Origin of the sequence: Streptomyces genisteinicus (genome assembly GCF_014489615.1) — a bacterium.
Classification (GTDB): Bacteria; Actinomycetota; Actinomycetes; order Streptomycetales; family Streptomycetaceae; genus Streptomyces; species Streptomyces genisteinicus.
Genome location: NZ_CP060825.1, coordinates 5,471,649 through 5,493,466 on the forward strand (window position 1 = coordinate 5,471,649; position 21,818 = coordinate 5,493,466).

22 protein-coding genes are annotated in these 21,818 nt (G+C 73.1%); 11 read left to right on the forward strand and 11 right to left on the reverse strand.

The genetic code is table 11. The features are described from left to right. Nucleotides 1-2: 2 nt before the first annotated feature. The gene (recA, locus tag IAG43_RS23800) at nucleotides 3-1,127 is read left to right on the forward strand and encodes a recombinase RecA (RefSeq protein ID WP_187742723.1); all 1,125 of its coding nucleotides are present in this window, start codon (nucleotides 3-5) and stop codon (nucleotides 1,125-1,127) included. A 3-nt stretch (nucleotides 1,128-1,130) separates the two neighbouring features. After that, nucleotides 1,131-1,700 carry a recombination regulator RecX gene (gene recX / locus IAG43_RS23805; RefSeq protein ID WP_187742724.1) on the forward strand — a complete coding sequence of 190 codons (570 nt, stop codon included), beginning with the start codon at nucleotides 1,131-1,133 and terminating at the stop codon, nucleotides 1,698-1,700. A 412-nt stretch (nucleotides 1,701-2,112) separates the two neighbouring features. Here recX and IAG43_RS23810 read toward each other — a convergent pair whose 3' ends face one another. From IAG43_RS23810 to IAG43_RS23840, 8 genes are all read right to left on the reverse strand, one after another. Then, nucleotides 2,113-2,586 carry a rhodanese-like domain-containing protein gene (locus IAG43_RS23810; RefSeq protein ID WP_187742725.1) on the reverse strand — a complete coding sequence of 158 codons (474 nt, stop codon included), beginning with the start codon at nucleotides 2,584-2,586 and terminating at the stop codon, nucleotides 2,113-2,115. Next, nucleotides 2,583-3,155, reverse strand: a complete 573-nt coding sequence (locus IAG43_RS23815) for a cupin domain-containing protein (protein WP_187742726.1) — start codon at nucleotides 3,153-3,155, stop codon at nucleotides 2,583-2,585. Before IAG43_RS23815 ends, IAG43_RS23810 begins: the two co-directional genes overlap by 4 nt. A gap of 66 nt (nucleotides 3,156-3,221) precedes the next feature. Continuing rightward, on the reverse strand, nucleotides 3,222-3,308 hold the full coding sequence (locus tag IAG43_RS35135) for a putative leader peptide (RefSeq protein ID WP_343075705.1): 87 nt from the start codon (nucleotides 3,306-3,308) through the stop codon (nucleotides 3,222-3,224). A 32-nt stretch (nucleotides 3,309-3,340) separates the two neighbouring features. Next, nucleotides 3,341-4,933 carry an FAD-dependent monooxygenase gene (locus tag IAG43_RS23820; protein WP_187742727.1) on the reverse strand — a complete coding sequence of 531 codons (1,593 nt, stop codon included), beginning with the start codon at nucleotides 4,931-4,933 and terminating at the stop codon, nucleotides 3,341-3,343. A gap of 202 nt (nucleotides 4,934-5,135) precedes the next feature. After that, nucleotides 5,136-6,041: an amino acid ABC transporter permease gene (locus IAG43_RS23825; protein WP_187742728.1), complete on the reverse strand. Its 906-nt coding sequence runs from the start codon at nucleotides 6,039-6,041 to the stop codon at nucleotides 5,136-5,138. Next, nucleotides 6,038-6,706 carry an amino acid ABC transporter permease gene (locus IAG43_RS23830; protein WP_187742729.1) on the reverse strand — a complete coding sequence of 223 codons (669 nt, stop codon included), beginning with the start codon at nucleotides 6,704-6,706 and terminating at the stop codon, nucleotides 6,038-6,040. Before IAG43_RS23830 ends, IAG43_RS23825 begins: the two co-directional genes overlap by 4 nt. Before the next feature lie 75 nt (nucleotides 6,707-6,781). After that, nucleotides 6,782-7,624: a glutamate ABC transporter substrate-binding protein gene (locus IAG43_RS23835; protein WP_187742730.1), complete on the reverse strand. Its 843-nt coding sequence runs from the start codon at nucleotides 7,622-7,624 to the stop codon at nucleotides 6,782-6,784. Between the two features lie 57 nt (nucleotides 7,625-7,681). Beyond that, the gene (locus tag IAG43_RS23840) at nucleotides 7,682-8,467 is read right to left on the reverse strand and encodes an amino acid ABC transporter ATP-binding protein (RefSeq protein ID WP_187742731.1); all 786 of its coding nucleotides are present in this window, start codon (nucleotides 8,465-8,467) and stop codon (nucleotides 7,682-7,684) included. A 281-nt stretch (nucleotides 8,468-8,748) separates the two neighbouring features. Here IAG43_RS23840 and IAG43_RS23845 point away from each other — a divergent pair, with 281 nt between their 5' ends. Then, nucleotides 8,749-9,459 carry a response regulator transcription factor gene (locus IAG43_RS23845; RefSeq protein WP_187742732.1) on the forward strand — a complete coding sequence of 237 codons (711 nt, stop codon included), beginning with the start codon at nucleotides 8,749-8,751 and terminating at the stop codon, nucleotides 9,457-9,459. A 15-nt stretch (nucleotides 9,460-9,474) separates the two neighbouring features. Beyond that, complete coding sequence (locus IAG43_RS23850) at nucleotides 9,475-10,866, forward strand: sensor histidine kinase (RefSeq protein ID WP_187742733.1); 1,392 nt, start codon at nucleotides 9,475-9,477, stop codon at nucleotides 10,864-10,866. 188 nt (nucleotides 10,867-11,054) lie between these two features. Here IAG43_RS23850 and IAG43_RS23855 read toward each other — a convergent pair whose 3' ends face one another. Beyond that, nucleotides 11,055-12,041, reverse strand: coding sequence for a TAXI family TRAP transporter solute-binding subunit (locus tag IAG43_RS23855; RefSeq protein ID WP_246574519.1), 987 nt, complete (start codon nucleotides 12,039-12,041; stop codon nucleotides 11,055-11,057). Between the two features lie 161 nt (nucleotides 12,042-12,202). Here IAG43_RS23855 and miaB point away from each other — a divergent pair, with 161 nt between their 5' ends. Both miaB and IAG43_RS23865 read left to right on the forward strand, forming a co-directional pair. Beyond that, on the forward strand, nucleotides 12,203-13,693 hold the full coding sequence (miaB, locus tag IAG43_RS23860; RefSeq protein WP_187742735.1) for a tRNA (N6-isopentenyl adenosine(37)-C2)-methylthiotransferase MiaB: 1,491 nt from the start codon (nucleotides 12,203-12,205) through the stop codon (nucleotides 13,691-13,693). 256 nt (nucleotides 13,694-13,949) lie between these two features. Next, on the forward strand, nucleotides 13,950-14,657 hold the full coding sequence (locus tag IAG43_RS23865) for a class III extradiol dioxygenase subunit B-like domain-containing protein (RefSeq protein WP_187742736.1): 708 nt from the start codon (nucleotides 13,950-13,952) through the stop codon (nucleotides 14,655-14,657). Nucleotides 14,658-14,741: 84 nt separating this feature from the next. Here the strand turns inward: IAG43_RS23865 and IAG43_RS23870 are convergent, their stop codons facing one another. Both IAG43_RS23870 and IAG43_RS23875 read right to left on the reverse strand, forming a co-directional pair. Beyond that, nucleotides 14,742-14,984, reverse strand: coding sequence for an antitoxin (locus IAG43_RS23870; RefSeq protein WP_187742737.1), 243 nt, complete (start codon nucleotides 14,982-14,984; stop codon nucleotides 14,742-14,744). Between the two features lie 58 nt (nucleotides 14,985-15,042). Then, nucleotides 15,043-15,348: a hypothetical protein gene (locus IAG43_RS23875; RefSeq protein ID WP_187742738.1), complete on the reverse strand. Its 306-nt coding sequence runs from the start codon at nucleotides 15,346-15,348 to the stop codon at nucleotides 15,043-15,045. A gap of 170 nt (nucleotides 15,349-15,518) precedes the next feature. On the opposite strand from IAG43_RS23875, the gene miaA reads away from it, so the two are divergent. The 5 genes from miaA (at nucleotide 15,519) to IAG43_RS23900 (ending at nucleotide 21,765) form a co-directional block, all read left to right on the forward strand. After that, entirely contained in the window at nucleotides 15,519-16,457 is a 939-nt protein-coding gene (miaA, locus tag IAG43_RS23880; protein WP_187742739.1) for a tRNA (adenosine(37)-N6)-dimethylallyltransferase MiaA, read from the forward strand. 105 nt (nucleotides 16,458-16,562) lie between these two features. Further along, entirely contained in the window at nucleotides 16,563-17,006 is a 444-nt protein-coding gene (locus tag IAG43_RS23885; protein ID WP_187742740.1) for a hypothetical protein, read from the forward strand. Nucleotides 17,007-17,046: 40 nt separating this feature from the next. Continuing rightward, nucleotides 17,047-17,952 (forward strand): diaminopimelate epimerase, encoded by a 906-nt coding sequence (dapF, locus tag IAG43_RS23890; protein WP_187742741.1) that lies wholly within the window; start codon nucleotides 17,047-17,049, stop codon nucleotides 17,950-17,952. A gap of 189 nt (nucleotides 17,953-18,141) precedes the next feature. Next, the gene (locus tag IAG43_RS23895; RefSeq protein ID WP_187742742.1) at nucleotides 18,142-20,226 is read left to right on the forward strand and encodes a RelA/SpoT family protein; all 2,085 of its coding nucleotides are present in this window, start codon (nucleotides 18,142-18,144) and stop codon (nucleotides 20,224-20,226) included. A 75-nt stretch (nucleotides 20,227-20,301) separates the two neighbouring features. Next, entirely contained in the window at nucleotides 20,302-21,765 is a 1,464-nt protein-coding gene (locus IAG43_RS23900) for a M1 family metallopeptidase (RefSeq protein WP_187742743.1), read from the forward strand. Nucleotides 21,766-21,818: the final 53 nt, after the last annotated feature.

Here is a 21,818-nt window from a genome sequence, read left to right on the forward strand (position 1 = left end):
CCATGGCAGGAACCGACCGCGAGAAGGCGCTCGACGCCGCGCTCGCACAGATTGAACGGCAATTCGGCAAGGGCGCCGTCATGCGCCTCGGCGAGCGGCCGAACGAGCCCATCGAGGTCATCCCCACCGGGTCGACCGCTCTCGACGTCGCCCTCGGCGTCGGCGGCCTGCCCCGCGGCCGCGTGGTGGAGATCTACGGCCCGGAGTCCTCCGGCAAGACGACGCTGACCCTGCACGCCGTCGCCAACGCCCAGCGTGCCGGCGGCCAGGTGGCCTTCGTGGACGCCGAGCACGCGCTCGACCCGGAGTACGCCAAGAAGCTCGGCGTCGACATCGACAACCTCATCCTCTCCCAGCCCGACAACGGCGAGCAGGCGCTCGAGATCGTGGACATGCTGGTCCGCTCCGGCGCCCTCGACCTCATCGTCATCGACTCCGTGGCGGCGCTCGTGCCCCGGGCGGAGATCGAGGGCGAGATGGGCGACTCCCACGTCGGTCTCCAGGCCCGTCTGATGAGCCAGGCGCTCCGCAAGATCACCAGCGCGCTCAACCAGTCGAAGACCACCGCGATCTTCATCAACCAGCTCCGCGAGAAGATCGGTGTGATGTTCGGCTCGCCGGAGACCACGACCGGTGGCCGCGCGCTCAAGTTCTACGCCTCGGTGCGCATCGACATCCGCCGCATCGAGACCCTGAAGGACGGCACCGAGGCGGTCGGCAACCGCACCCGCTGCAAGGTCGTGAAGAACAAGGTCGCCCCGCCCTTCAAGCAGGCCGAGTTCGACATCCTCTACGGCCAGGGCATCAGCCGTGAGGGCGGCCTGATCGACATGGGCGTGGAGCACGGCTTCGTCCGCAAGGCCGGTGCCTGGTACACGTACGAGGGCGACCAGCTCGGCCAGGGCAAGGAGAACGCCCGCAACTTCCTCAAGGACAACCCCGACCTCGCCGACGAGATCGAGAAGAAGATCAAGGACAAGCTCGGGGTGGGCGTGCGGCCGGAGGCCGCCTCGTCCGAGCCCGGAACCGACCCGGCTGCCACGGCCGCGGCGGACGACGCGGCCAAGTCCGTGCCGGCGCCCGCGACCAAGGCGAAGACGGCCAAGACGGCGGCGGCCAAGGCCTGATCCATGGCCCGGCGTACAGAATGGCCGGGCGACGGCGCCGACCCGTCGAGGGCCGGGACGGCGCTGCCGCCGCAGGATCCGGCTGAGCGGGCGCGGGCGATCTGCCTGCGCCTGCTCACCGGGACCCCCCGCACCCGCAAGCAGCTGGCCGACGCCCTCCACAAGAGGGAGATCCCTCCGGAGGTCGCGGAGGAGGTCCTCTCCCGCTTCGAGGACGTCGGCCTGATCGACGACGCCGCCTTCGCCGGCGCGTGGGTCGAGTCCCGCCACCACGGGCGCGGTCTCGCGCGGCGGGCGCTGGCACGCGAGCTGCGCACCAAGGGAGTCGACGCCTCCCTGATCGACGAGGCCGTGGGCCGGCTCGACTCCGACCAGGAGGAGGAGACGGCCCGGGAGCTGGTGGCGCGCAAGCTGCGTTCCACCCGGGGCCTCGACCGGGACCGCCGGATGCGGCGCCTCGCGGGGATGCTGGCCCGCAAGGGATACCCGGAGGGCATGTCCCTGCGCGTGGTGCGGCGTGCTCTGGAGGAGGAGGGGGAGGACGTGGACGACGTGGAGGAGAGCGGCTTCTGACCGGCGACGCGGTGCAGCGCGGCGGGCGGCCCGCGGCACCGGGGTGACCCGGAGCCGGCTCCGGGCTGTTCGTGAGCAGGAAGCAGGAAGCAGGAAGCAGGAAGCAGGAAGCAGGAAGCAGGGAGCGTGCCCGGCGTCGGCCCCCGTTGCGGTCCCCGCGGGCCGGTACAGCCGGCGCCATGGGGCCGGGGCCCGGGACCGCGAGTGAGCCGGGCGGCCCGGCTGATCGGCGGGCCGTGCGGGTGCGGCGGGGAGGGACCGGCGGGTCCGGAGACCCGCTCGGTCGGCGGGCGGCCCGCCGCCCCTCGGGCCCGGGTACGACGGCACCGGCGCCGGCGAGCCCGTCGGACCTGCCCGGCGGAGTTCCGCCCGCTGCCGGTCCCCCGCAATCGGCTCCGGTGCGTGGCGGCCGTCAGTCCCGCCCCGGCGGGCCGCCGGTGGGCGGGGCGGAGTGCTCGCGGAGGATCGCCGGTGCCGCGGGGGCGCCCGTCTCCGGAGTCCAGGGGGCGACCGGCAGGCCCGCCGCGCGCCAGGCCTGGAAGCCGCCCGTCAGGTCCGTCGCCCGGTGCAGCCCGAGACGGTGCAGCGACTCCGCTGCCAGGGAGGAGGCGTACCCCTCGTTGCAGATCACCACGACACGCAGGCCCGGATCCGTGACCTCCGGGAGGCGGTGGCTGCCCGACGGGTCGAGCCGCCACTCCAGCTCGTTCCGTTCCACCACGAGGGCCCCCGGGATCAGCCCGTCGCGTTCCCGCAGCGCCTGGTAGCGGATGTCCACCAGCAGCGCGCCGTCGTCGCCGGCCTCGTACGCCTCCCGGGGCCCGATGCGCTCGAAGCCCTTCCGCACCGTCTCCAGCAGGCCGTCGATTCCGGTCCGCCCGCTCACTGCCAGTCCTCCGGGCGTTCCACCTGCTCCAGCCGCAGCACCGCGCCGGACCGGCTGAACCGCCGCATCAGCGGCAGCGGCGGATAGTACGCGTGGACGGATACGGCGTGCTCGGTGGCCGAGGCGTTGAGCACCTCGTGCACATGGTGGGCGCCGAAGGCGCGGGCGCTCCCGCCGGGCAGCCTGCGCTCCCGGTCCACGCCCTCGTGCAGTTCCAGGCTGCGCCAGCCGCTCGACGGCAGCCGGACGGCGAGCGAGTACTCGGTCAGCTCGCCCTCCGCGGTGGCGAACGCGCCGAGCGATTCGGCGTGGTCGTGCCAGCCGGTGCCCGTGCCCGGAGGCCAGCCGATCAGCCATGCCTCGCTGCCCTGCGGGCCTTCGAGCCGCAGCCAGGTGCGCCCGTCGGGATCACGGGGGAGCGAGGCGATCAGTTCCCTGTCGGCGGCGGCACGCCGGACGAAGTCGAGGAGTTCGGCCGCGCCGGGGCCCGACGAGCGGGACCCGGCGCCGTCGGCGGCGGATTCGGCGGGCGCCGACGGCACGGAAAGAGGCTGGGCAGACTGGGACATGCAAGACCGTCCTGAGGTTCGCGGGAGGCGCGACGGCACTGCGGGCCGTGGCGCGGGAAAGGCGAGTCAGCAGGACGGGCGACACACGCAGCCCGCGTAGCGGACGAGGTCCATATGGACCCTCCGCCACAGGCGCGTATAGGTGTCGGTCACGCTCCGGAGTACACCACGAGGATCTTCCCCGGTCAATCGACGTCCGCGGTCCGTGCGGTCCGGGCCTGTGCCGGGGATCCGCCGCGCACGGTGTCCGCGGCCGCGTGGAGTTCGTCCGGCCGGACCCCGGCGAACGCGGCCACCAGGTGCCCGTCGGGCCGGACCAGCAGCACGGTGTGCGCGGACGCGCCCGGATACGCCTCGGTCACCAGGAGCTCGGCGGGCACGGGCAGCCCGTCCACCGCCGTCACCAGCCGCGGCATCACCCCCGCCCCGACCCAGTGACGCCGGTCCCACACCCCCGTGCCGGGGGCGACCAGGACGACGAGCAGCCCCCGGCCCAGCCGGTCGCGGAGCGTCCCGGTCGTGCCGTCCGGCGCCGTCACCCGGACGTCGTGCACCGGTGCCCCGGCCTGTGTGCCCACGGGTGTGCGGGTCGCCGTCGGCTCCGGTGCGAGGGGGGAGTGGGTGTAGACGGGCGGGGCGCCCAGCGGCCCGTGGCCGAGGTGGCCGTCGGTGAGCATGGCGTCGTGCCCCCGTGCCGCCCCGGGCAGGTAGGTGCGCAGTCCGCCGCCGCTGCGCAGTATCGGCAGCGACTGGTCGGCCGCCCGCAGCCGCGCGGCCACCGCCGCGCGCCGCTCTTCCTGGTAGCTGTCGAGCAGGGTGGGCGAGGCGTCGCGGTGCCAGGCGTGCGCCAGCTTCCACGCCAGGTTCCCGACGTCGCGCAGCCCCTCGTCCACCCCCTGGGTGCCGAGTGCGCCCAGCAGGTGCGCGGCGTCACCGGCGAGGAACGTCCGGTCCACCCGCCAGCGCCGCGCCAGCCGGTGGTGGATGGTGTGCACCCCGGTGTCCAGCAGCTCGTACGCGGGTGTCTCACCGCACCAGCCGGCGAGGGTGTCGCGCACGCGGGCGACCAGGCTCTCCGGGGTCACCAGCTCGCCCCGGGGCGGCAGCAGCCAGTCCAGACGCCACACCCCGTCCGCCAGGGGCCGGGCCGTGACCTCCTCCGTGCCGGGCAGCCACGGCGGCCGCCGGTGCAGCAACGCCTCGCCGGGCCACGGCAGTTCGGTGCGCAGCGCGGCGACCGCGTGGCGTTCCACCGCGGTGCGGCCGGGGAAGCGGATGCCGAGCAGCTTGCGGACCGTGGACCGCGCGCCGTCGCAGCCGACGAGATGGCTGCCCCGCCACCACGTCCCCGACGGCCCGCGGGTGTGGACGGTGACGCCGGTACGGTCCTGCTCCAGGGTGTCGAGCCGGCTGTCGGTCACCAGCTTGACGAGCCGTTCGCCGGCCGCCGCGTCCCGCAGTCCCCGCGTGAGGGCGTGCTGCGGGAGGTGCAGCGGGGCGGGTGTCCCGTCGTCGCCGAGCGGCAGGTGCCGCATCTCCTGCCGGCGCAGCATCGAACGCCAGCCCGTCCACCGGACGCCCTCGTCACGAAGCGTGGCGCAGCCGAGCCGTTCGGCCGCCGCGGCGGTGTCCGCGCGCAGGACGACGGTGCGTGCGGGGCGGGGTTCTTCCTTGCCGCCGGTCTCGTCCAGCACCACGGTGGGGACGTCCTGCGCGGCGAGGGAGAGGGCGAGGGCGAGCCCGGTGGGGCCCGCCCCGACCACGATCACCGGGTCCACGAGAGGGCTCCCCCGGATCCGGCGTCCGTCGGGGCGTTCTGGGGCTCATGGGGCGGGCGGGGAGGTGCGGAGGAGGCCCGGTGCGCGATCACAGAACGTATGCAACTCACTGCGAGTGCCCGCGTCAAGCGACACCGGGTGCGCCCGGGGGGCGGCGGCCTCACGGCTGCCGCCCCCCGGGCGCTGAACATCGGACGATCCGTCAGGTGGCGCGTCCGTCGTCGGTCTTGACGCCGGGCTCGGCGACCGGCTCCTCGGCACCCGCGGTGTCCGCCGCGAGAACCGCGCCGCTGCTGCGCTTGGCGCGCCGCAGACGGCGCTCCAGCCACGAGGCGAAGGTCGTGAGCATCAGGTTCAGGATGATGAAGATGATCGCGACGATGATGAAGCTCGGGATCACGTTGGCGTAGTTCGCGGCCAGCGTCCCGCGGGCGTTCAGCAGCTCGGGGAAGGCCAGCAGCGCACCGCCGAGCGTGGTGTCCTTGACGATGACGACGAGCTGGCTGACCAGGGCCGGCAGCATGGCGGTCACGGCCTGCGGCAGCAGGATGCTCGTCATCGTCTGGCCCTTGCGCAGACCGATCGCCTTGGCCGCCTCCGACTGCCCCTTCGGCAGCGAGAGGATGCCGGCCCGCACGATCTCGGCGATGACCGAGGCGTTGTAGAGCACCAGACCGGTGACGACCGCGTACAGCGGACGGACGTCCGTGCTCACGCCGGTGTAGGCCGAGTAGAACTCGTTCGCGAACAGCATCAGCAGCAGGACCGGGATCGCGCGGAAGAACTCGACGATCACGCCGGCCGGCACCCGGACCCAGCGGTGGTCGGACATGCGGGCGATGCCGAAGACCGCGCCCAGCGGCAGGGCGATCACCAGCGAGAGCGCCGCCGCCTTGAGGGTGTTCCCGAGGCCCGGCAGCAGATACGTGGTCCACGCCTGGGCGGTGACGAACGGCTCCCAGAGGGACCATTCGAGCTGGCCCTTGTCGCCCATGACCGAGAAGATCCACCAGACGCCAAGCGCCAGCAGGACGACGAAGGCCACGGTGTAGAAGATGTTGCGCCGCTTGGCCCGGGGGCCGGGGGCGTCGTAGAGAACGGAGGTCATCGCTTCACCGCCATGCGCTTGCCGACCCAGCCGAGGAAGAGACCGGTGGGCAGGGTGAGGATCACGAACCCGAGGGCGAACACCGCCGAGATCAGCAGCAGCTGCGCCTCGTTCTCGATCATCTCCTTCATCAGGAGAGCCGCCTCCGCCACGCCGATGGCCGACGCGACCGTGGTGTTCTTGGTGAGGGCGATCAGCACGTTGGTGAGCGGGCCGATCACGGAGCGGAACGCCTGCGGAAGCACGATGTGCCTCAGGACCTGGGTGAAGCTCAGCCCGATCGCGCGCGCCGCCTCGGCCTGACCCACCGGCACGGTGTTGATGCCCGAGCGCACGGCCTCGCAGACGAAGACGGCGGTGTAGGCCGCCAGGCCGAGCACGGCCAGCCGGAACGCCAGTTCCTCGAAGTCGTCCGCCGCGCCCAGGGTCACACCGAAGATGTTCGAGAGCCCGAGCGAGCAGAAGACGATGATGACGGTCAGCGGAATGTTCCGGACCACATTGACGTAGACGGTGGCGAAGCCGCGCATCAGCGGGACGGGACTGACACGCATCGCGGCCAGCACGGTCCCGAGGACCAGGGCGCCGATTCCGGAGAAGACGGTGAGCTTCACCGTGATCCAGAACGCCCCGAGCAGGTCGTAGCCTTCAAAAATGTCGAACACGATCTCCCGTGCTTCCGCGTGTGGGGAAGGCCGGGCGCGCCGCCCTCAGCGGGCGGCGCGCCGTACGGCCGTACTTCACTGGACGATGTTGCCGATCTTCGGCGCGGGCTCGTTCTGGTAGTTGGCCGGGCCGAAGTTGTCCTGGACGGCCTTGTCCCACGACTTGTCCTGGACCATCTTCTCCAGGGCGGCGTTGATCTTGTCGACCATCTCCTGGTCGCCCTTCTTCACGCCGATGCCGTAGTTCTCGTTGCTCAGCTTGAGACCGGCCAGCTTGAACTTGCCCTTGTACTGCTCCTGCGAGGCATAGCCCGCGAGGATGGAGTCGTCCGTGGTCAGGGCGTCGACGGCACCGCTCTGCAGCGCGGCGAGGCACTCGGAGTAGCCACCGACCTGCTGCAGCTGGGCCTTCGGGGCGAAGTCCTTCTTGACGTTCTGCGCGGAGGTGGAGCCGGTGACCGAGCAGAGCTTCTTGCCGTTGAGGTCCTCGCCGTCCTTGACGTCGTCGTCGGCGCGGATCAGCAGGTCCTGGTGGGCGAGCAGGTACGGGCCGGCGAAGTCGACCTTCTGCTTGCGCTCGTCGGTGATCGAGTAGGTGGCGGCGATGAAGTCCACGTCACCGCGGGAGAGCGCGGTCTCGCGGTCGGCGCTCTTCGTCTCCTTGAACTCGATGTTCTTCTCGTCGTAGCCGAGCTCCTTGGCGACGTACGTGGCGACGTCCACGTCGAAGCCGGTGTACGAGCCGTCGGGGGTCTTCAGGCCGAGGCCCGGCTGGTCGATCTTGATGCCGATGGTGATCTTCTCGCCGCCGCCGGAGGAGCCGCTGTCGCTGTCCTTCTCGCCGCCGCCGCAGGCGGTGGCCGTCAGGGTGATCGCGAGCACGGCGGCCGAGGCGGCGGTGACCTTGCGAAGCTTCATGATGATGACTTCCCTAGAGTTGGAGCGAAGTGATGGATCGGGGATGGGATCCAGGTCTCAGTGGTGAAGGATCTTCGACAGGAAGTCCTTGGCACGGTCGCTGCGCGGGTTGCTGAAGAACTCCTCGGGCTGCGCCTCTTCGACGATCTTCCCGTCGGCCATGAAGACGACCCGGTTGGCCGCGGAGCGGGCGAAGCCCATCTCGTGGGTGACGACCACCATTGTCATCCCGTCCCTGGCCAGCTGCTGCATGACCTCGAGGACCTCGTTGATCATCTCGGGGTCGAGCGCCGACGTCGGCTCGTCGAAGAGCATGACCTTGGGGTCCATCGCGAGCGCCCGCGCGATCGCCACACGCTGCTGCTGGCCGCCGGAGAGCTGCGCCGGGTACTTCTCGGCCTGCGCTCCCACACCCACCCGGTCCAGCAGCTGCCGGGCCTTGGTCTCGGCCGCCTTCTTGTCCGCCTTGCGGACCTTGATCTGCCCCAGCGTCACGTTCTCCAGCACGGTCTTGTGGGAGAACAGGTTGAACGACTGGAACACCATGCCCACGTCGGCACGCAGGCCGGCGAGCTCCTTGCCCTCCTGGGGCAGCGGCTTGCCGTCGATCGTGATCTCGCCGGAGTCGATCGTCTCCAGGCGGTTGATGGTGCGGCACAGCGTGGACTTGCCGGAACCCGACGGCCCGATCACCACGACGACCTCGCCGCGGGTGATGGTCAGGTCGATGTCCTGGAGCACGTGCAGCGCGCCGAAGTGCTTGTTCACGTTGCTCAGCACGACCAGGTCGCCGGCCGGGGGCTGCGCTCCCTCGGCGTCCTTGGTCACTGACACTTCGCTCATCGGCCTCTTGCTCCATCCTCCTCGGTTGGGAGGACCCTAATCACGCAGTGCGACCAGCGTCATCACATCTGAGCGGAAATTGAGCATAACGATATGGCTGCAACCGGACACTATGCGTGAACAGGACGATGATCAGCGTACCGGGTGGGTAACGGAAACCTCCGTGCAACAAGTGGCCCCTTGACTGGGGGCGCGGCCATCGGCGTTCATTCCCTGTTGGAGATTTCGCAACAATGTCCCCACCGCCGCCGCCGCGCGACCGACCGAAGGGAGGCGGGTCCATGAGGCTGCTCCTCGTCGAGGACGACGACCACGTCGCCGCCGCCCTGTCCGCCGTGCTCGCCAAGCACGGCTTCCAGGTCGTCCACGCCCGCAACGGCGAGGAGGCGCTGCGCGCCGTGCTGCCCGACAGCCATCCCGACAAGCCGCCCTTCGGCGTCGTCCTGCTCGACCTCGGGCTGCCCGACCAGGACGGCTACCAGGTCTGCGGCAAGCTGCGCACCCTGACCTCGACCCCTGTGATCATGGTCACCGCGCGCTCCGACGTGCGCTCGCGCATCCACGGGCTCAACCTCGGCGCCGACGACTACGTGGTCAAGCCGTACGACACCGGTGAACTGCTCGCCCGGATCCATGCCGTCAGCCGGCGCACCGGCCCGGGCGAGGAGACCGGGCAGCACCCCGTCCCCGGGGACGCGCTGCGGCTCGGGCCGGTGGTGATCGAGCTGTCCACCCGGCAGGTCACCGTGGACGGCTCCGCCGTCCCGCTCACCCGCAAGGAGTTCGATCTGCTGGCCCTGCTCGCCCAGCGGCCCGGAGTCGTCTTCCGGCGCGAGCAGATCATCAGCGAGGTGTGGCGCACCAGCTGGGAGGGGACCGGCCGCACCCTGGAGGTGCACGTCGCCTCGCTGCGTTCCAAGCTGCGCATGCCGGCGCTGATCGAGACCGTCCGCGGCGTGGGCTACCGGCTCGTCGCGCCCGGCGCGGCGTAGGGTCCGAGCGCCCCGGTGCGTACCCGCCTCCTCCCGCTCCTCATCGTCCTGATGGCCGGTGTGCTCCTCGCACTCGGCTTCCCGCTGGCGGTGAGCCTCGCGGCCGCCCAGCAGCAGCAGGTGGTCGTCGACCGGATCGACGACACCGTGCGCTTCGCCGCCCTGGCGCAGTTCGTCACGGACGGTCCCGAGGGCAGCGACGAGCGGCGCGCCACCCTCCAGGAGCAGCTCGACCGCTACCACGACATCTACGGAATCCGTGCGGGCGTGTTCTACCGCGAGCGCAACTCCATGGCGCGCGCCCCGCTGGAGTGGACCATCCCGTCGGACGGGGAGGGCCTCGCCGCGTTCGAGGAGGCGCTCACCGGACGCCGCAGCGAGGACCCGCCGCAGGTCTGGCCCTGGCAGAGCGGCCGGCGGCTGGTCGTCGCATCGCCCGTGGTCCGTGACGGGGACGTCGTCGCGGTCGTCTTCACCGACTCGCCGACCGGGCAGCTGCGCTCCGCCGTGCTGCGCGGCTGGCTCGTCATCGCGGCGGGGGAGGCGGCGGCGATGCTGGTCGCCGTCGGCGCGGCGTTCCGGCTCACCGGCTGGGTGCTGCGGCCGGTGCGCGTCCTGGACGCGGCCACCCACGACATCGCGACGGGCCGGATGAACTCGCGCGTCGCCGCGGCCGGCGGACCGCCCGAGCTGCGCCGCCTCGCCCACTCCTTCAACGAGATGGCCGACAACGTCGAGGAGGTGCTGGAGCAGCAGCGGGCCTTCGTCGCGGACGCCTCCCACCAGTTGCGGAACCCGCTCGCCGCGCTGCTGCTGCGGATCGAGCTCCTCGCCCTCGAACTGCCCGAGGGCAATGCGGAGATCGCCTCCGTGCGGACCGAGGGCAAGCGCCTCGCCCAGGTCCTCGACGATCTGCTCGACCTGGCCCTCGCCGAGCACGCCTCCGCCGACCTGCGCCTGACGGACATCGGCGAACTCGCCGCCGAACGGGTCGACGCCTGGCGCCCGCTGGCGGACGAGAAGGGTGTGCGGCTCAGCGGCGACACCGGAGCCGTGACCGCGTGGGCCGATCCGATCGCGCTCTCCAGCGCCCTGGACGCGGTGATCGACAACGCGCTCAAGTTCACCCCGCAGGGAGAGTCGGTCACCGTCACGGTGGCGTCGGAGGGGGACACCTCCTGCATCGTCGTCGCCGACCGCGGGCCCGGTCTCACGGACGAGGAGCTGGCCCGCGTGGGCGACCGCTTCTGGCGCAGCGGACGCCACCAGAACGTCAAGGGCTCCGGGCTCGGGCTGTCGATCACCCGGGCCCTGCTCGCGGCGGGCGGCGGGTCGATCGGCTACGCCCGCAACGAGCCGCGCGGGCTGAAGGTGACCGTCACGGTGCCGCGCGACCCGGCGGGCTGAGCCGGGTCCCGGGGAGGGGCGTCCCGGCGGGCAGCGAGGCGAGTGGCGTCCTCGGTGACCGGTGGCCGATGAGGCCTCTCCGGCGGCAGGGGCCTCTCGGGCGGCGCCGGTTTTTCGGGCGGTGGCTCTCGGGCGGCGGTGGCCTCTCGGGGGTGGCCTCTCCGGCAGGCGTCCGCCGGGTACGCGCGCTACGGCTTCGCGGACCGGTAGTAGCGCCGCGCGCCCTCGTGCAGCGGCAGGGGTTCGGTGTACACGGCGGTGCGCAGGTCCACCAGCTGAGCCGGGTGCACGGTCTGGCCGATCCGGTCGCGGCTGTCGATCACGGCACGCGTGAACCCCTCGGTCAGCGCGGGATCCGCGCGGTCCGTGGTCACCAGCAGGTTGGCGACCGCCACCGTGGGCACCGGGACGCCGCCCTGGGCCGCGAGGTACGCGTCGGCCGGCATGACCGCGGAGCGGTAGTAGCTGGTGGAACCGCCGGTGGCGTGGATCCTGCCGACGAGTTCCGGCTCCAGCGGGACCAGCCGGATCTCGAACCGCTCGGAGAGCTCGCGCACGGTGGTCGTGGGCAGTCCGCCCGACCAGAAGAAGGCGTCCAGGCCGCCGGTCTCCAGCCGTCCGGGCATCGAGTCGATGCCCGCGGGGACGGGGGTGATGTCGTTCCTCGGGTCCAGGCCCGCGGCCGTCATCAGCCGGTCGGCGACGAGCCTGACACCCGACCCGGGCTGCCCGACGCCCACCACCTTGCCGCGCAGGTCGGCCACCGACTTCACCGGCGAACTGCGCGGCACGATCAGGTGGACGTAGTCGTCGTAGAGGCGGGCGCAGCCCCGCAGCCGGTCCGCGCCCGGCAGGCCGTCCCGCTGGTACGTGGCCACGGCGTCCGCGGTGGCGATGGTGAAGTCCGCCTCCCCGGAGGCCAGGCGCGCGAGGTTCTGCTGCGAGCCCTCACTGGTCCGCAGCTCTATCCCGACGCCGGGCATCTCCTCGGTCAGCGCCTTCTCCAGCAGCACTCCGTACCGCTGGTAGACGCCGCTGCGTGAGCCGGTGCTGAAGGTCAGCTCCCCGCTCGGCGAGGTACGGCCGAAAGGAACCAGCCACCACGCCAGCAGGCCCAGCACGACCAGAACGGCCGCCGCGGCCCCGAGGGCCCGGCGTCGGCTGGCGCTCGGCATGCCCGGGAACATGGCGCGATCCTGCCAGGTCACCCGCCGTGCTGGCCAGGCCCCCCGGAAGCGGAGGCCCGCCGCGGCGTGTCCGCCCGGCGGGAGCGTCCGGCGGGAGGCGTCCGGCCCGGCGCGGCACCGCGGGCCGACCCCGTACCCTGGTGGGCGCGATGAGTGCGAAAACTTACGAGGTGCGCACCTACGGGTGCCAGATGAACGTCCACGACTCCGAGCGCCTCTCCGGCCTGCTGGAGGATGCCGGTTACGTGCGCGCGCCCGAGGGTGCCGACGGCGACGCGGATGTCGTCGTCTTCAACACCTGCGCGGTACGGGAGAACGCCGACAACAAGCTGTACGGCAATCTCGGCCGCCTCGCGCCCATGAAGACGCGGCGCCCCGGCATGCAGATCGCCGTCGGCGGCTGCCTCGCCCAGAAGGACCGCGACACGATCGTCACCAGGGCGCCCTGGGTCGATGTCGTCTTCGGCACGCACAACATCGGCAAGCTCCCCGTGCTGCTCGAGCGCGCCCGCGTCCAGGAGGAGGCGCAGGTCGAGATCGCCGAGTCGCTGGAGGCGTTCCCGTCCACGCTGCCGACCCGCCGCGAGTCGGCCTACGCGGCCTGGGTGTCGATCTCGGTCGGCTGCAACAACACCTGCACCTTCTGCATCGTCCCCGCCCTGCGCGGCAAGGAGAAGGACCGCAGGCCGGGCGACATCCTCGCCGAGATCGAGGCACTGGTCGCCGAGGGCGTCTCGGAGATCACCCTCCTCGGCCAGAACGTCAACGCCTACGGCTCGGACATCGGCGACCGTGAGGCCTTCAGCAAGCTGCTGCGCGCCTGCGGGGGCATCGAGGGCCTGGAGCGGGTCCGCTTCACCTCGCCGCACCCGCGGGACTTCACCGACGACGTGATCGCGGCCATGGCCGAGACGCCGAACGTGATGCCCCAGCTCCACATGCCGCTCCAGTCCGGCTCCGACACGGTGCTCAAGGCGATGCGCCGCTCCTACCGGCAGGAGCGTTTCCTCGGGATCATCGAGAAGGTGCGCGCCGCGATCCCGCACGCCGCGATCTCGACGGACATCATCGTGGGCTTCCCCGGCGAGAGCGAGGAGGACTTCGAACAGACGATGCACACCGTCCGCGAGGCCCGCTTCGCGAACGCCTTCACCTTCCAGTACTCCAAGCGCCCCGGCACGCCCGCGGCGACCATGGACGGCCAGATCCCGAAGGAGGTCGTCCAGGAGCGGTACATGCGCCTGGTCGCGCTCCAGGAGGAGATCTCCTGGGCGGAGAACAAGAAGCAGGTCGGCCGCACGCTGGAGGTCATGGTCGCGGAGGGCGAGGGCCGTAAGGACGGCGCCACGCACCGGCTCTCCGGCCGCGCCCCCGACAACCGGCTCGTCCACTTCACCAAGCCCGCCGCCGGGGTCCGCCCCGGCGACGTGGTCACGGTCGAGATCACGTACGCGGCCCCGCACCACCTGCTCGCCGAGGGGGACGTGCACTCCGTCCGGCGCACCCGGGCCGGCGACGCGTGGGAGAAGCGCAACGCGGCCGAGGCCGCCAAGCCCGCCGGGGTGATGCTGGGGTTGCCCGGCATCGGCGCGCCCGCGCCGCTTCCGGCGGCTGCCGCTCCGGGGTGCGGCTGCGACTGACGGCGGTGGCGGCCGTGGGCCGTGCCTGACGTCGGTGGTCGCTGCTGCGGGGTGCCTGGCTCCGACTCCTGGGCGGGCCGCGCGCACGCGGCTGCCGCCCCCTGCCGGGGGCACGGGGGCCGGGGGCCGCGCCTCTTGCGGCGGCTGCCGCCCCGGGGTGCGGCTGCGACTGCCCCCGGTCGCGTCCCGGGCCGGGTGCGGACACCCCGGCCGTCCGCGCGTCTGGTCCGCGGGGTCACGGACTAGGCTGCCGATCATGCTTGTCGCCGCCGCCGTGTCCCCCTGCCCTCCGCTGCTCGTCCCCGAGGTCGCCGCCGGCGCCGCACCGGAGCTGGACGCCGCCCGGCGGGCGTCCTCCGACGCCGTGGGCCTGCTCGCGGCGGCCCGCCCGGACCTCCTCCTGGTGGTCGGGCCCTCGGACGGCGAGGGCGGCGGCGCGTACCCGCCGGGCAGCGGCGGATCTTTCCGCGGCTTCGGCGTGGACACCGCCGTGCGGCTCGGGCACGGCCGGGGCGGCGGACGCGAACTGCCGCCCTCCCTCGCCGTCGGCGCCTGGCTGCTGACCCGTGCGCACTGGGCCGCCTGCCCGGTCGAGGGGCTGGCGGTCGAGGACGCGCTGACCGCCGCGGAGTGCGCCGCCGCGGGCCGTGCCGCGGCCGGGCGGGCCGGACGGGTCGCGCTGCTGGTGATGGGCGACGGCAGCGCCTGCAGGACCCTCAAGGCCCCCGGCTACCTCGACGAACGCGCGGCAGACTTCGACCGCGAGGCCGCGCGGGCCCTCGGATCCGCCGACACTGCGGCGCTGGGCGCTCTGGACGCGACGCTCGCGCGGGAGCTGAAGGCCGCGGGCCGGGCTCCCTGGCAGGTGCTCGCCGGAGCGGCGGAGGACGGCGGACTCCAGGGCCGGCTGCTGTTCGACGACGCCCCGTACGGCGTCGGGTACATGGTCGCCGCCTGGTCCTGACCGGCTGCGCCGGCCGACGGCCGCGGGGGACGCGGAGCGTGCGCCCGGCCCCGCGGCCACGGTCCGGTGATCAGGGTGCCGTGATCAGGGTGCGGGCGGGCCTGCGGCTCCGCCGTCCTCGCGGTGCGCGATGCGGCCGAGGGCCTCCTTGGCCTTGCCCGTGCCCGTCTCGATCCGCCGGCTGTACTTGCCCCTGGTCCTGTCGTCGACGGTCCTCGCGGCCTTGTCCAGACCGTGCCCGATCCTGTCCTCGTGCTGCCGGGCGAGCCCGGCGACCTTCTCCCCGGCGGGAGCGAGCCTGGCCTTCACGGTGTCCAGGAATCCCATGACACACCTTCCCTCCGGGCCGTCCGGCGGCCGCCGGACGGCCGTCGCCGGGTGGCACTCACGCGCGGACGCCCTCGCCGGTCCCGCTCTCCGCGGCCTCGGCGGACGCCTGCTGCCGCGGAATCCCCGTCGCGGCGGTGCCGGTGTCCGACCCGCCGTCCGGCACGCCGTCCTCGCCCGGTGCGGCCGGTGCGGCCGGTGCGGTGCCCGCTGGTTGCGCGTCCGCGGCCTCGGACGCGTCCCCGGACACGCCCGCGGACGCGGCGCCTGCCGGGGGTGCGGCCGTCTCCGCGGCGGGGGCTGCCGTTTCCGGCGTCTCGGCGGGTGCGGTGGACTTGCCGCGGAACCAAGAGAAAACGCCCATTTCTGCCTCCAAAGCCTACTCGGTGGGTGAGGTCGCGCGGTGCCGCGCGGGGTCGCCCCGTGCCCGGGGCGCCCGGTGCGTGCACGGCCTCGCACCGGGCAACGACGCCCGACGCGGCCCGTCACCTCGCTCGTTCGGGTTCGCGCCGGGAGGTTTGCGAGACTGGGGCGGTGAGAAGTGCAGCCCCCGCCCCGCGGGTCATCGCCGTCGTCGGCCCCACCGCGGCCGGAAAGTCCGATCTGGGTGTTTTCCTCGCCCAGCAACTGGACGGCGAAGTCGTCAACGCCGACTCCATGCAGCTCTACCGGGGGATGGACATCGGCACCGCCAAGCTGACGCTCGAGGAGCGCGACGGCGTCCCCCACCACCTGCTGGACATCTGGGACGTCACCGAGGCGGCCAGCGTCGCCGAGTACCAGCGCCTCGCGCGCGCCGAGATCGACCGGCTGCTGGCCGAGGGGCGCACGCCGGTCCTGGTCGGCGGATCCGGGCTGTACGTCCGCGGGGCCGTCGACGCCCTGGAGTTCCCCGGCACCGACCCCGCCGTGCGCGCGCGCCTGGAGGAGGAACTGGAGCTCCACGGCCCCGGCGCGCTGCACGCCCGCCTCGCCGCCGCCGACCCGCCGGCGGCCGCGGCGATCCTGCCGGGCAACGGGCGCCGCATCGTCAGGGCGCTGGAGGTCATCGAGATCACCGGCCGCCCCTTCACCGCGAACCTCCCCGGACACGAATCCGTGTACGACACCGTGCAGATCGGTGTGGACGTGGGGCGGCCGGAGCTGGACGCCCGCATCGCGGCGCGCGTGGACCGGATGTGGGAGGCCGGGCTCGTCGAGGAGGTCCGGCGGCTGGAGGCCGGCGGGCTGCGCCGGGGGCGGACCGCCTCGCGCGCGCTCGGCTACCAGCAGGTGCTCGCCGCGCTCGCCGGGGAGTGCACCGACCAGCAGGCGCGCGAGGACACCGTGCGCACCACGAAGCGGTTCGCGCGGCGCCAGGACTCGTGGTTCCGCCGCGACCCGCGGGTGCGGTGGCTGAGCGGCGCGGCGGACGACCGCGCGGAACTTCCGCGCCGTGCGCTGTCGTTGATCGAACGAGCGGTCACAGCCTGATCACGTGATGGCATCGGGATGCTCCGGCCGTCATTTCGGCCTCGGGAGCGTGCCATCATCGAGCATCGATCGACTGTCGAGTGCGAGTGGGGAGGGCACGTGGCGATGGAGGCCGGCCCTCGCGACACCGAACGGGAACACCGGGACGCCGACGAGACCGCGCCCGCCCTGAACCCGGACGGTCCCGACGAACAGGCCATGCTCACGGACGAGGTCGAGGTCGTCGAACTCCGCCCCCAGCGGCGGCTGCGGATCTGGCAGCTCGCCCCCATCGTGGGACTCGGCGCGCTCGGCTCGCTGATGTTCGCCTTCCCGCTCGCCTTCGGCACCGGTGACGGCGGTGCCGTCGTCGCCATGCTCGGCCTGCTGATCAGCTGCTGTGCCGCGGGCTGGGGCGTCATGGCGGCGAGCCGGGTCGGACACACCTGGCCGGGGCTGCCCGGCCGCGGCACGGGCGACCGCCCCGACTGGCGCGTCCTCGTCCTCTACGTGGGCGTGGCCGCCCTGCTGGTCGCGCTCGCCGTCTGGCGCGTCGCCCGGCTCCGCTGACCGGCGGCACCCGCCCGGGCGACCTGCGCGACCTCGTACGATGGGTCCCGTGACCACTGCGCAGACCTCGGGCGTCGCCTTCCTCAAGGGCCACGGCACCGAGAACGACTTCGTGATCGTCCCCGACCCGGACAACGCCGTCGAGCTGTCCGCCGAGGCCGTCACCCGGCTGTGCGACCGCCGGGCCGGCATCGGCGCCGACGGGGTGCTCCACGTGGTGCGCTCCGCCGCCCACCCGGACGCCCGGCACATGGCGGACGAGGCCGAGTGGTTCATGGACTACCGCAACTCCGACGGTTCCGTCGCGGAGATGTGCGGCAACGGAGTCCGGGTCTTCGCCCGGTACCTCCAGCGCGCCGGTCACGCCGAGGCCGGCGAGATCGCCGTCGCCACCCGCGGCGGCGTCAAGAACGTGCACATCGCCAAGCCCGGCCCGGGATCCGACGAGGGCCAGGTCACCGTCTCCATGGGACGCCCGGTGCTGCCCGCCGCGAGCGTGACCGTCACCGTCGGCGCGCGCAGCTGGCCCGCGGTCAACGTCGACATGGGCAACCCCCACGCGGTCGCCTTCGTCGACGATCTCGACCACGCGGGCACGCTGTACGAGGCGCCCGCGTACGGCCCCGCCGCGGTCTACCCGCGCGGGGTCAACGTCGAGTTCGTCGCCGACCGCGGCGAGCGGCACGTCGCCATGCGGGTCCACGAGCGCGGGTCCGGCGAGACCCGCTCCTGCGGCACGGGCGCCTGCGCCGTCGCCGTGGCCGCGGCCCGCAGGGACGGCGCCGACCCCGCGGTGACGGGTGCGCCGGTCACGTACACCGTGGACCTGCCGGGCGGCACGCTGGTCATCACCGAGCGGCCGGACGGCGTCGTCGAGATGTCCGGCCCCGCGGTCATCGTCGCCGAGGGCCGCATCGCACCGGAGCTGCTCGAACCCCGTTCGTAGCGGCGTCCGTTCGGCCCGGGGGACCGGGCCGGACGGAATCCCGCCGGGGATCGCTCGAATGGGTGATCCGTTTCACGCTGGGCGAGAGCGGGACTTCACCGCGTGGTGGGGTCGGTAGCATCAAGCACCGGCCCGGGAGGCGAGACCCGATCCTTCCCCACCGCCGGTCGAAGCCGCCGGAGGTGCCCCATGAGTGCAGAGGCCGCCGATACAGGTGCCCACAGCCGCCGGCGCGGCCGCCCGAGGATCGACCTCCGCAGGCTGGGCCGCGCCGCACTGATGGGCCCGGCCGGACGTGACCGGCTGCCCGACGCGATCGGCCATGTCGTCGACGCCCACCGGGCCCACCACCCGGACGCGCGGCTCGCGGAGCTGCACCGGGCGTACGTGCTGGCCGAGTCGTCCCACCGCGGGCAGTTCCGCAAGAGCGGCGAGCCGTACATCACGCACCCGCTCGCCGTGACCCTGATCCTCGCCGAACTGGGCGCCGAGACCACGACCTTGATCGCCTCCCTGCTCCACGACACCGTCGAGGACACCGAGGTGACGCTCGATCAGGTCAGGACGGAGTTCGGCGCCGAGGTCGCGTACATCGTGGACGGCGTCACCAAGCTGGAGAAGGTCGACTACGGGGCGGCGGCCGAGCCGGAGACGTTCCGCAAGATGCTCGTCGCCACCGGCAACGACGTACGCGTCATGTCGATCAAGCTCGCCGACCGGCTGCACAACATGCGCACCCTCGGCGTGATGCGCCCCGAGAAGCAGGCCCGGATCGCCAAGGTCACCCGGGACGTCCTCATCCCGCTCGCCGAACGGCTGGGCGTGCAGGCGCTGAAGACCGAGCTGGAGGATCTGGTCTTCGCCATCCTCCACCCCGGGGAGTACGAGCGCACGCGCGCCCTGATCGCCGAGAACTCGGGCGCCTGCACCGCGCTGGAGGCCATCGCCGAGGAATTCCGCAAAGTACTCCGGGAGGCCGGCATCGGAGCCGAAGTGCTCATCAGACCGCGGCACTTCGTCTCCGTCCACCGGGTCTGCCTCAAACGCGCCGAGCTGCGCAGCACCGACTTCGCGAGGCTGCTCGTCCTGGTCGGCGACGACGCCGACTGCTACGCCGTCCTCGGCGAACTGCACACCTGCTTCACCCCGGTGATCTCCGAGTTCAAGGACTTCATCGCCGCCCCCAAGTTCAACCTGTACCAGTCGCTGCACACCGCCGTGGCGGGCCCCGACGGCGCCGTCGCCGAAGTCCTCATCCGCACCCGGCAGATGCACAAGGTGGCCGAGGCCGGCGTGGTCGCCCTCGGCAACCCGTACCCCGCGGCGACCGACGGCACCGAACCGCCGGAGGACGGCGAGCGCGCCGACCCGACGCGCCCGGGCTGGCTGTCGCGGCTGCTGGAATGGCAGCAGTCCACACCGGACCCGGACACCTTCTGGACCTCGCTGCGGGCCGATCTCGCGCAGGACAAGGAGATCACCGTCTTCCGCGCCGACGGCCGCGCGCTCGGCCTGCCGGCCGGGGCCAGCTGCGTGGACGCCGCCTACGCCCAGTACGGCGACCGGGCGCACACCTCCATCGGCGCCCGCGTCAACGGGCGGCTCGCCACGCTGAGCACCCAGCTCGAGGACGGCGACACGGTGCATGTGCTGCTGGCGCAGGACGCCGCCTCGGGCCCCTCGTCCGACTGGCTCGACCACGTCCGCACGCCCGCCGCGCGCATCGCCATCAGCAGCTGGCTCGACGCCCACCCGGAGGGCGCCGGCGCCCAGGACTCCGCCCCGCGCCGGCCGAAGCAGCGCACCGCCGACAGGCGGGCGTCGGCCAACGCGCTGGTGGACCGGCCCGGCGCCACCGTACGGCTCGCCGGCTGCTGTACGCCGGTTCCCCCCGACACCGTGACGGGCATCCCGGTGCGCGGCGGGGCGGTGACCGTCCACCGGCGCGAGTGTCCGGCCGTCGCCCGCATGGAGAGCGCCGGCCGCGTCCCGGTCGAGGTGCGCTGGGGCGACGCCCCCGGGTGCCGGGTCACCCTCGTCGCCGAGTCGTTCGGCCGGCCGCGCCTGCTCGCCGACCTCACCGAGGCGATCGCCGCCGAGGGCGCGGCGGTGGTGTCCGCCACCGTGGAACCGCCCACCCAGCAGCGGGTGCGCCACACCTACACCCTCCAACTCCCGGACGCCGCCGGACTTCCCGCCCTGATGCGCGCCATGCGCGACGTCCCCGGGGTGTACGACGTCAGCCGCACACAGCATCCGGCGGCGAGCGGCTGATCTCTTTCGGGTGGGGTACGCGGCTCGCGGCGCGTGCCCGTCGGCGGTGGCCGTCCGCGCTGGTAGCGGTAGCACATGCTGCACACTCCCCGGCGCCGACTGCGCGCCGTCCTGCTCGCCGCCGCCTCGGCGACCCTCGTGGCCGCGACGCTGCCCGAGCCGACGGCCCTCGGGATCGGCGACCGCCTCTTCCCCGAGCTGGGCAATCCCGGCTACGACGTCATCGCGTACGACATCGCCCTCGCCTACCGGGGCGCCAACGACGTGCCGCTGGACGCCGTCACGACCATCGACGCGATGGCCGGCCGGCGGCTGGAGCGCGTCAACCTCGACTTCACCCACGGCACCGTCCGCTCGGTGCGCGTCAACGGCGCCCCCGCCGAGTTCGCGAGCGCGGGCGAGGACCTGGTGGTGCGGCCGGCGACCGCCCTGGCCGCGGGCTCCCGGATGGAGATCGCGGTCGAGCACACCAGCGACCCGCGCGGCCCCGCGTCCGCCGGCGGCTGGGTGCGCACCGGCGACGGCCTGGTCATGGCCAACCAGGCGGACGCGGCGCACCGGGTCTTCCCGTGCAACGACCACCCCTCCGACAAGGCGTACTTCACCTTCCGGGTGACCGCGCCCGAGGACGTCACGGTCGTCGCCAACGGCAGGCGCGTCTCGCGCACGGACCGGGGCACCGACGCGGCGTGGGTCTACCGCACGGGGCAGCCGATGGCCACCGAGCTCGCCCAGGTCGCGATCGGCCGGTCCGCCGTCGTCGAGCGCCGCGGCCCGCACGGGCTGCCGGTCCGCGACGTCGTGCCGGCGGCGGACCGCGACGCGCTGGAGCCCTGGCTGGCGAAGACCCCGGCACAGATGGAGTGGATGGAGCGGAAGGTCGGCCGCTACCCGTTCGAGACCTACGGCCTGCTCGTGGCCGACGCCGACACCGGCTTCGAGCTGGAGACCCAGACCCTGTCGCTCTTCGAGCGCTCGCTGTTCACCGCGTCCGCCCACCCCGACTGGTACGTGGACTCGGTGATGGTGCACGAGCTGGCCCACCAGTGGTTCGGCAACAGCGTCTCGCCGCTCACCTGGTCCGACCTGTGGCTGAACGAGGGCCACGCCACCTGGTACGAGGCGGTGTACGCCGAGGAGCGGGCCGGGCAGTCGCTGGTGGACCGGATGCGCCAGGCGTACCGCCTCTCCGACGGCTGGCGTGCCGCGGGCGGCCCGCCGGCCGCGCCGTCGCCGCCGGCGCCCGGCGAGAAGCTGAGCCTCTTCCGCCCGGTGGTCTACGACGGCAGCGCCCTGGTGCTGTACGCACTGCGGCAGACCATCGGCGCGGACGCCTTCGAGCGCCTGGAGCGCGAGTGGGTGGCCGTGCACAAGGACTCCACCGCGGGCACGGAGGACTTCACCCAGCTCGCCTCCCGGGTTGCGGGGCGTGACCTCGACGGGTTCTTCCACGGCTGGCTGCACGGCACGAGGACGCCGCCGATGCCGGGCCATCCGGACTGGCGCAGCGAGACCCCCCAGGGCCGGGGCGCCCGCTGAAAATACGGGTGACGGCCGCTCCGGGCGCGTGCGACCATCGTCCGGACGGCGGC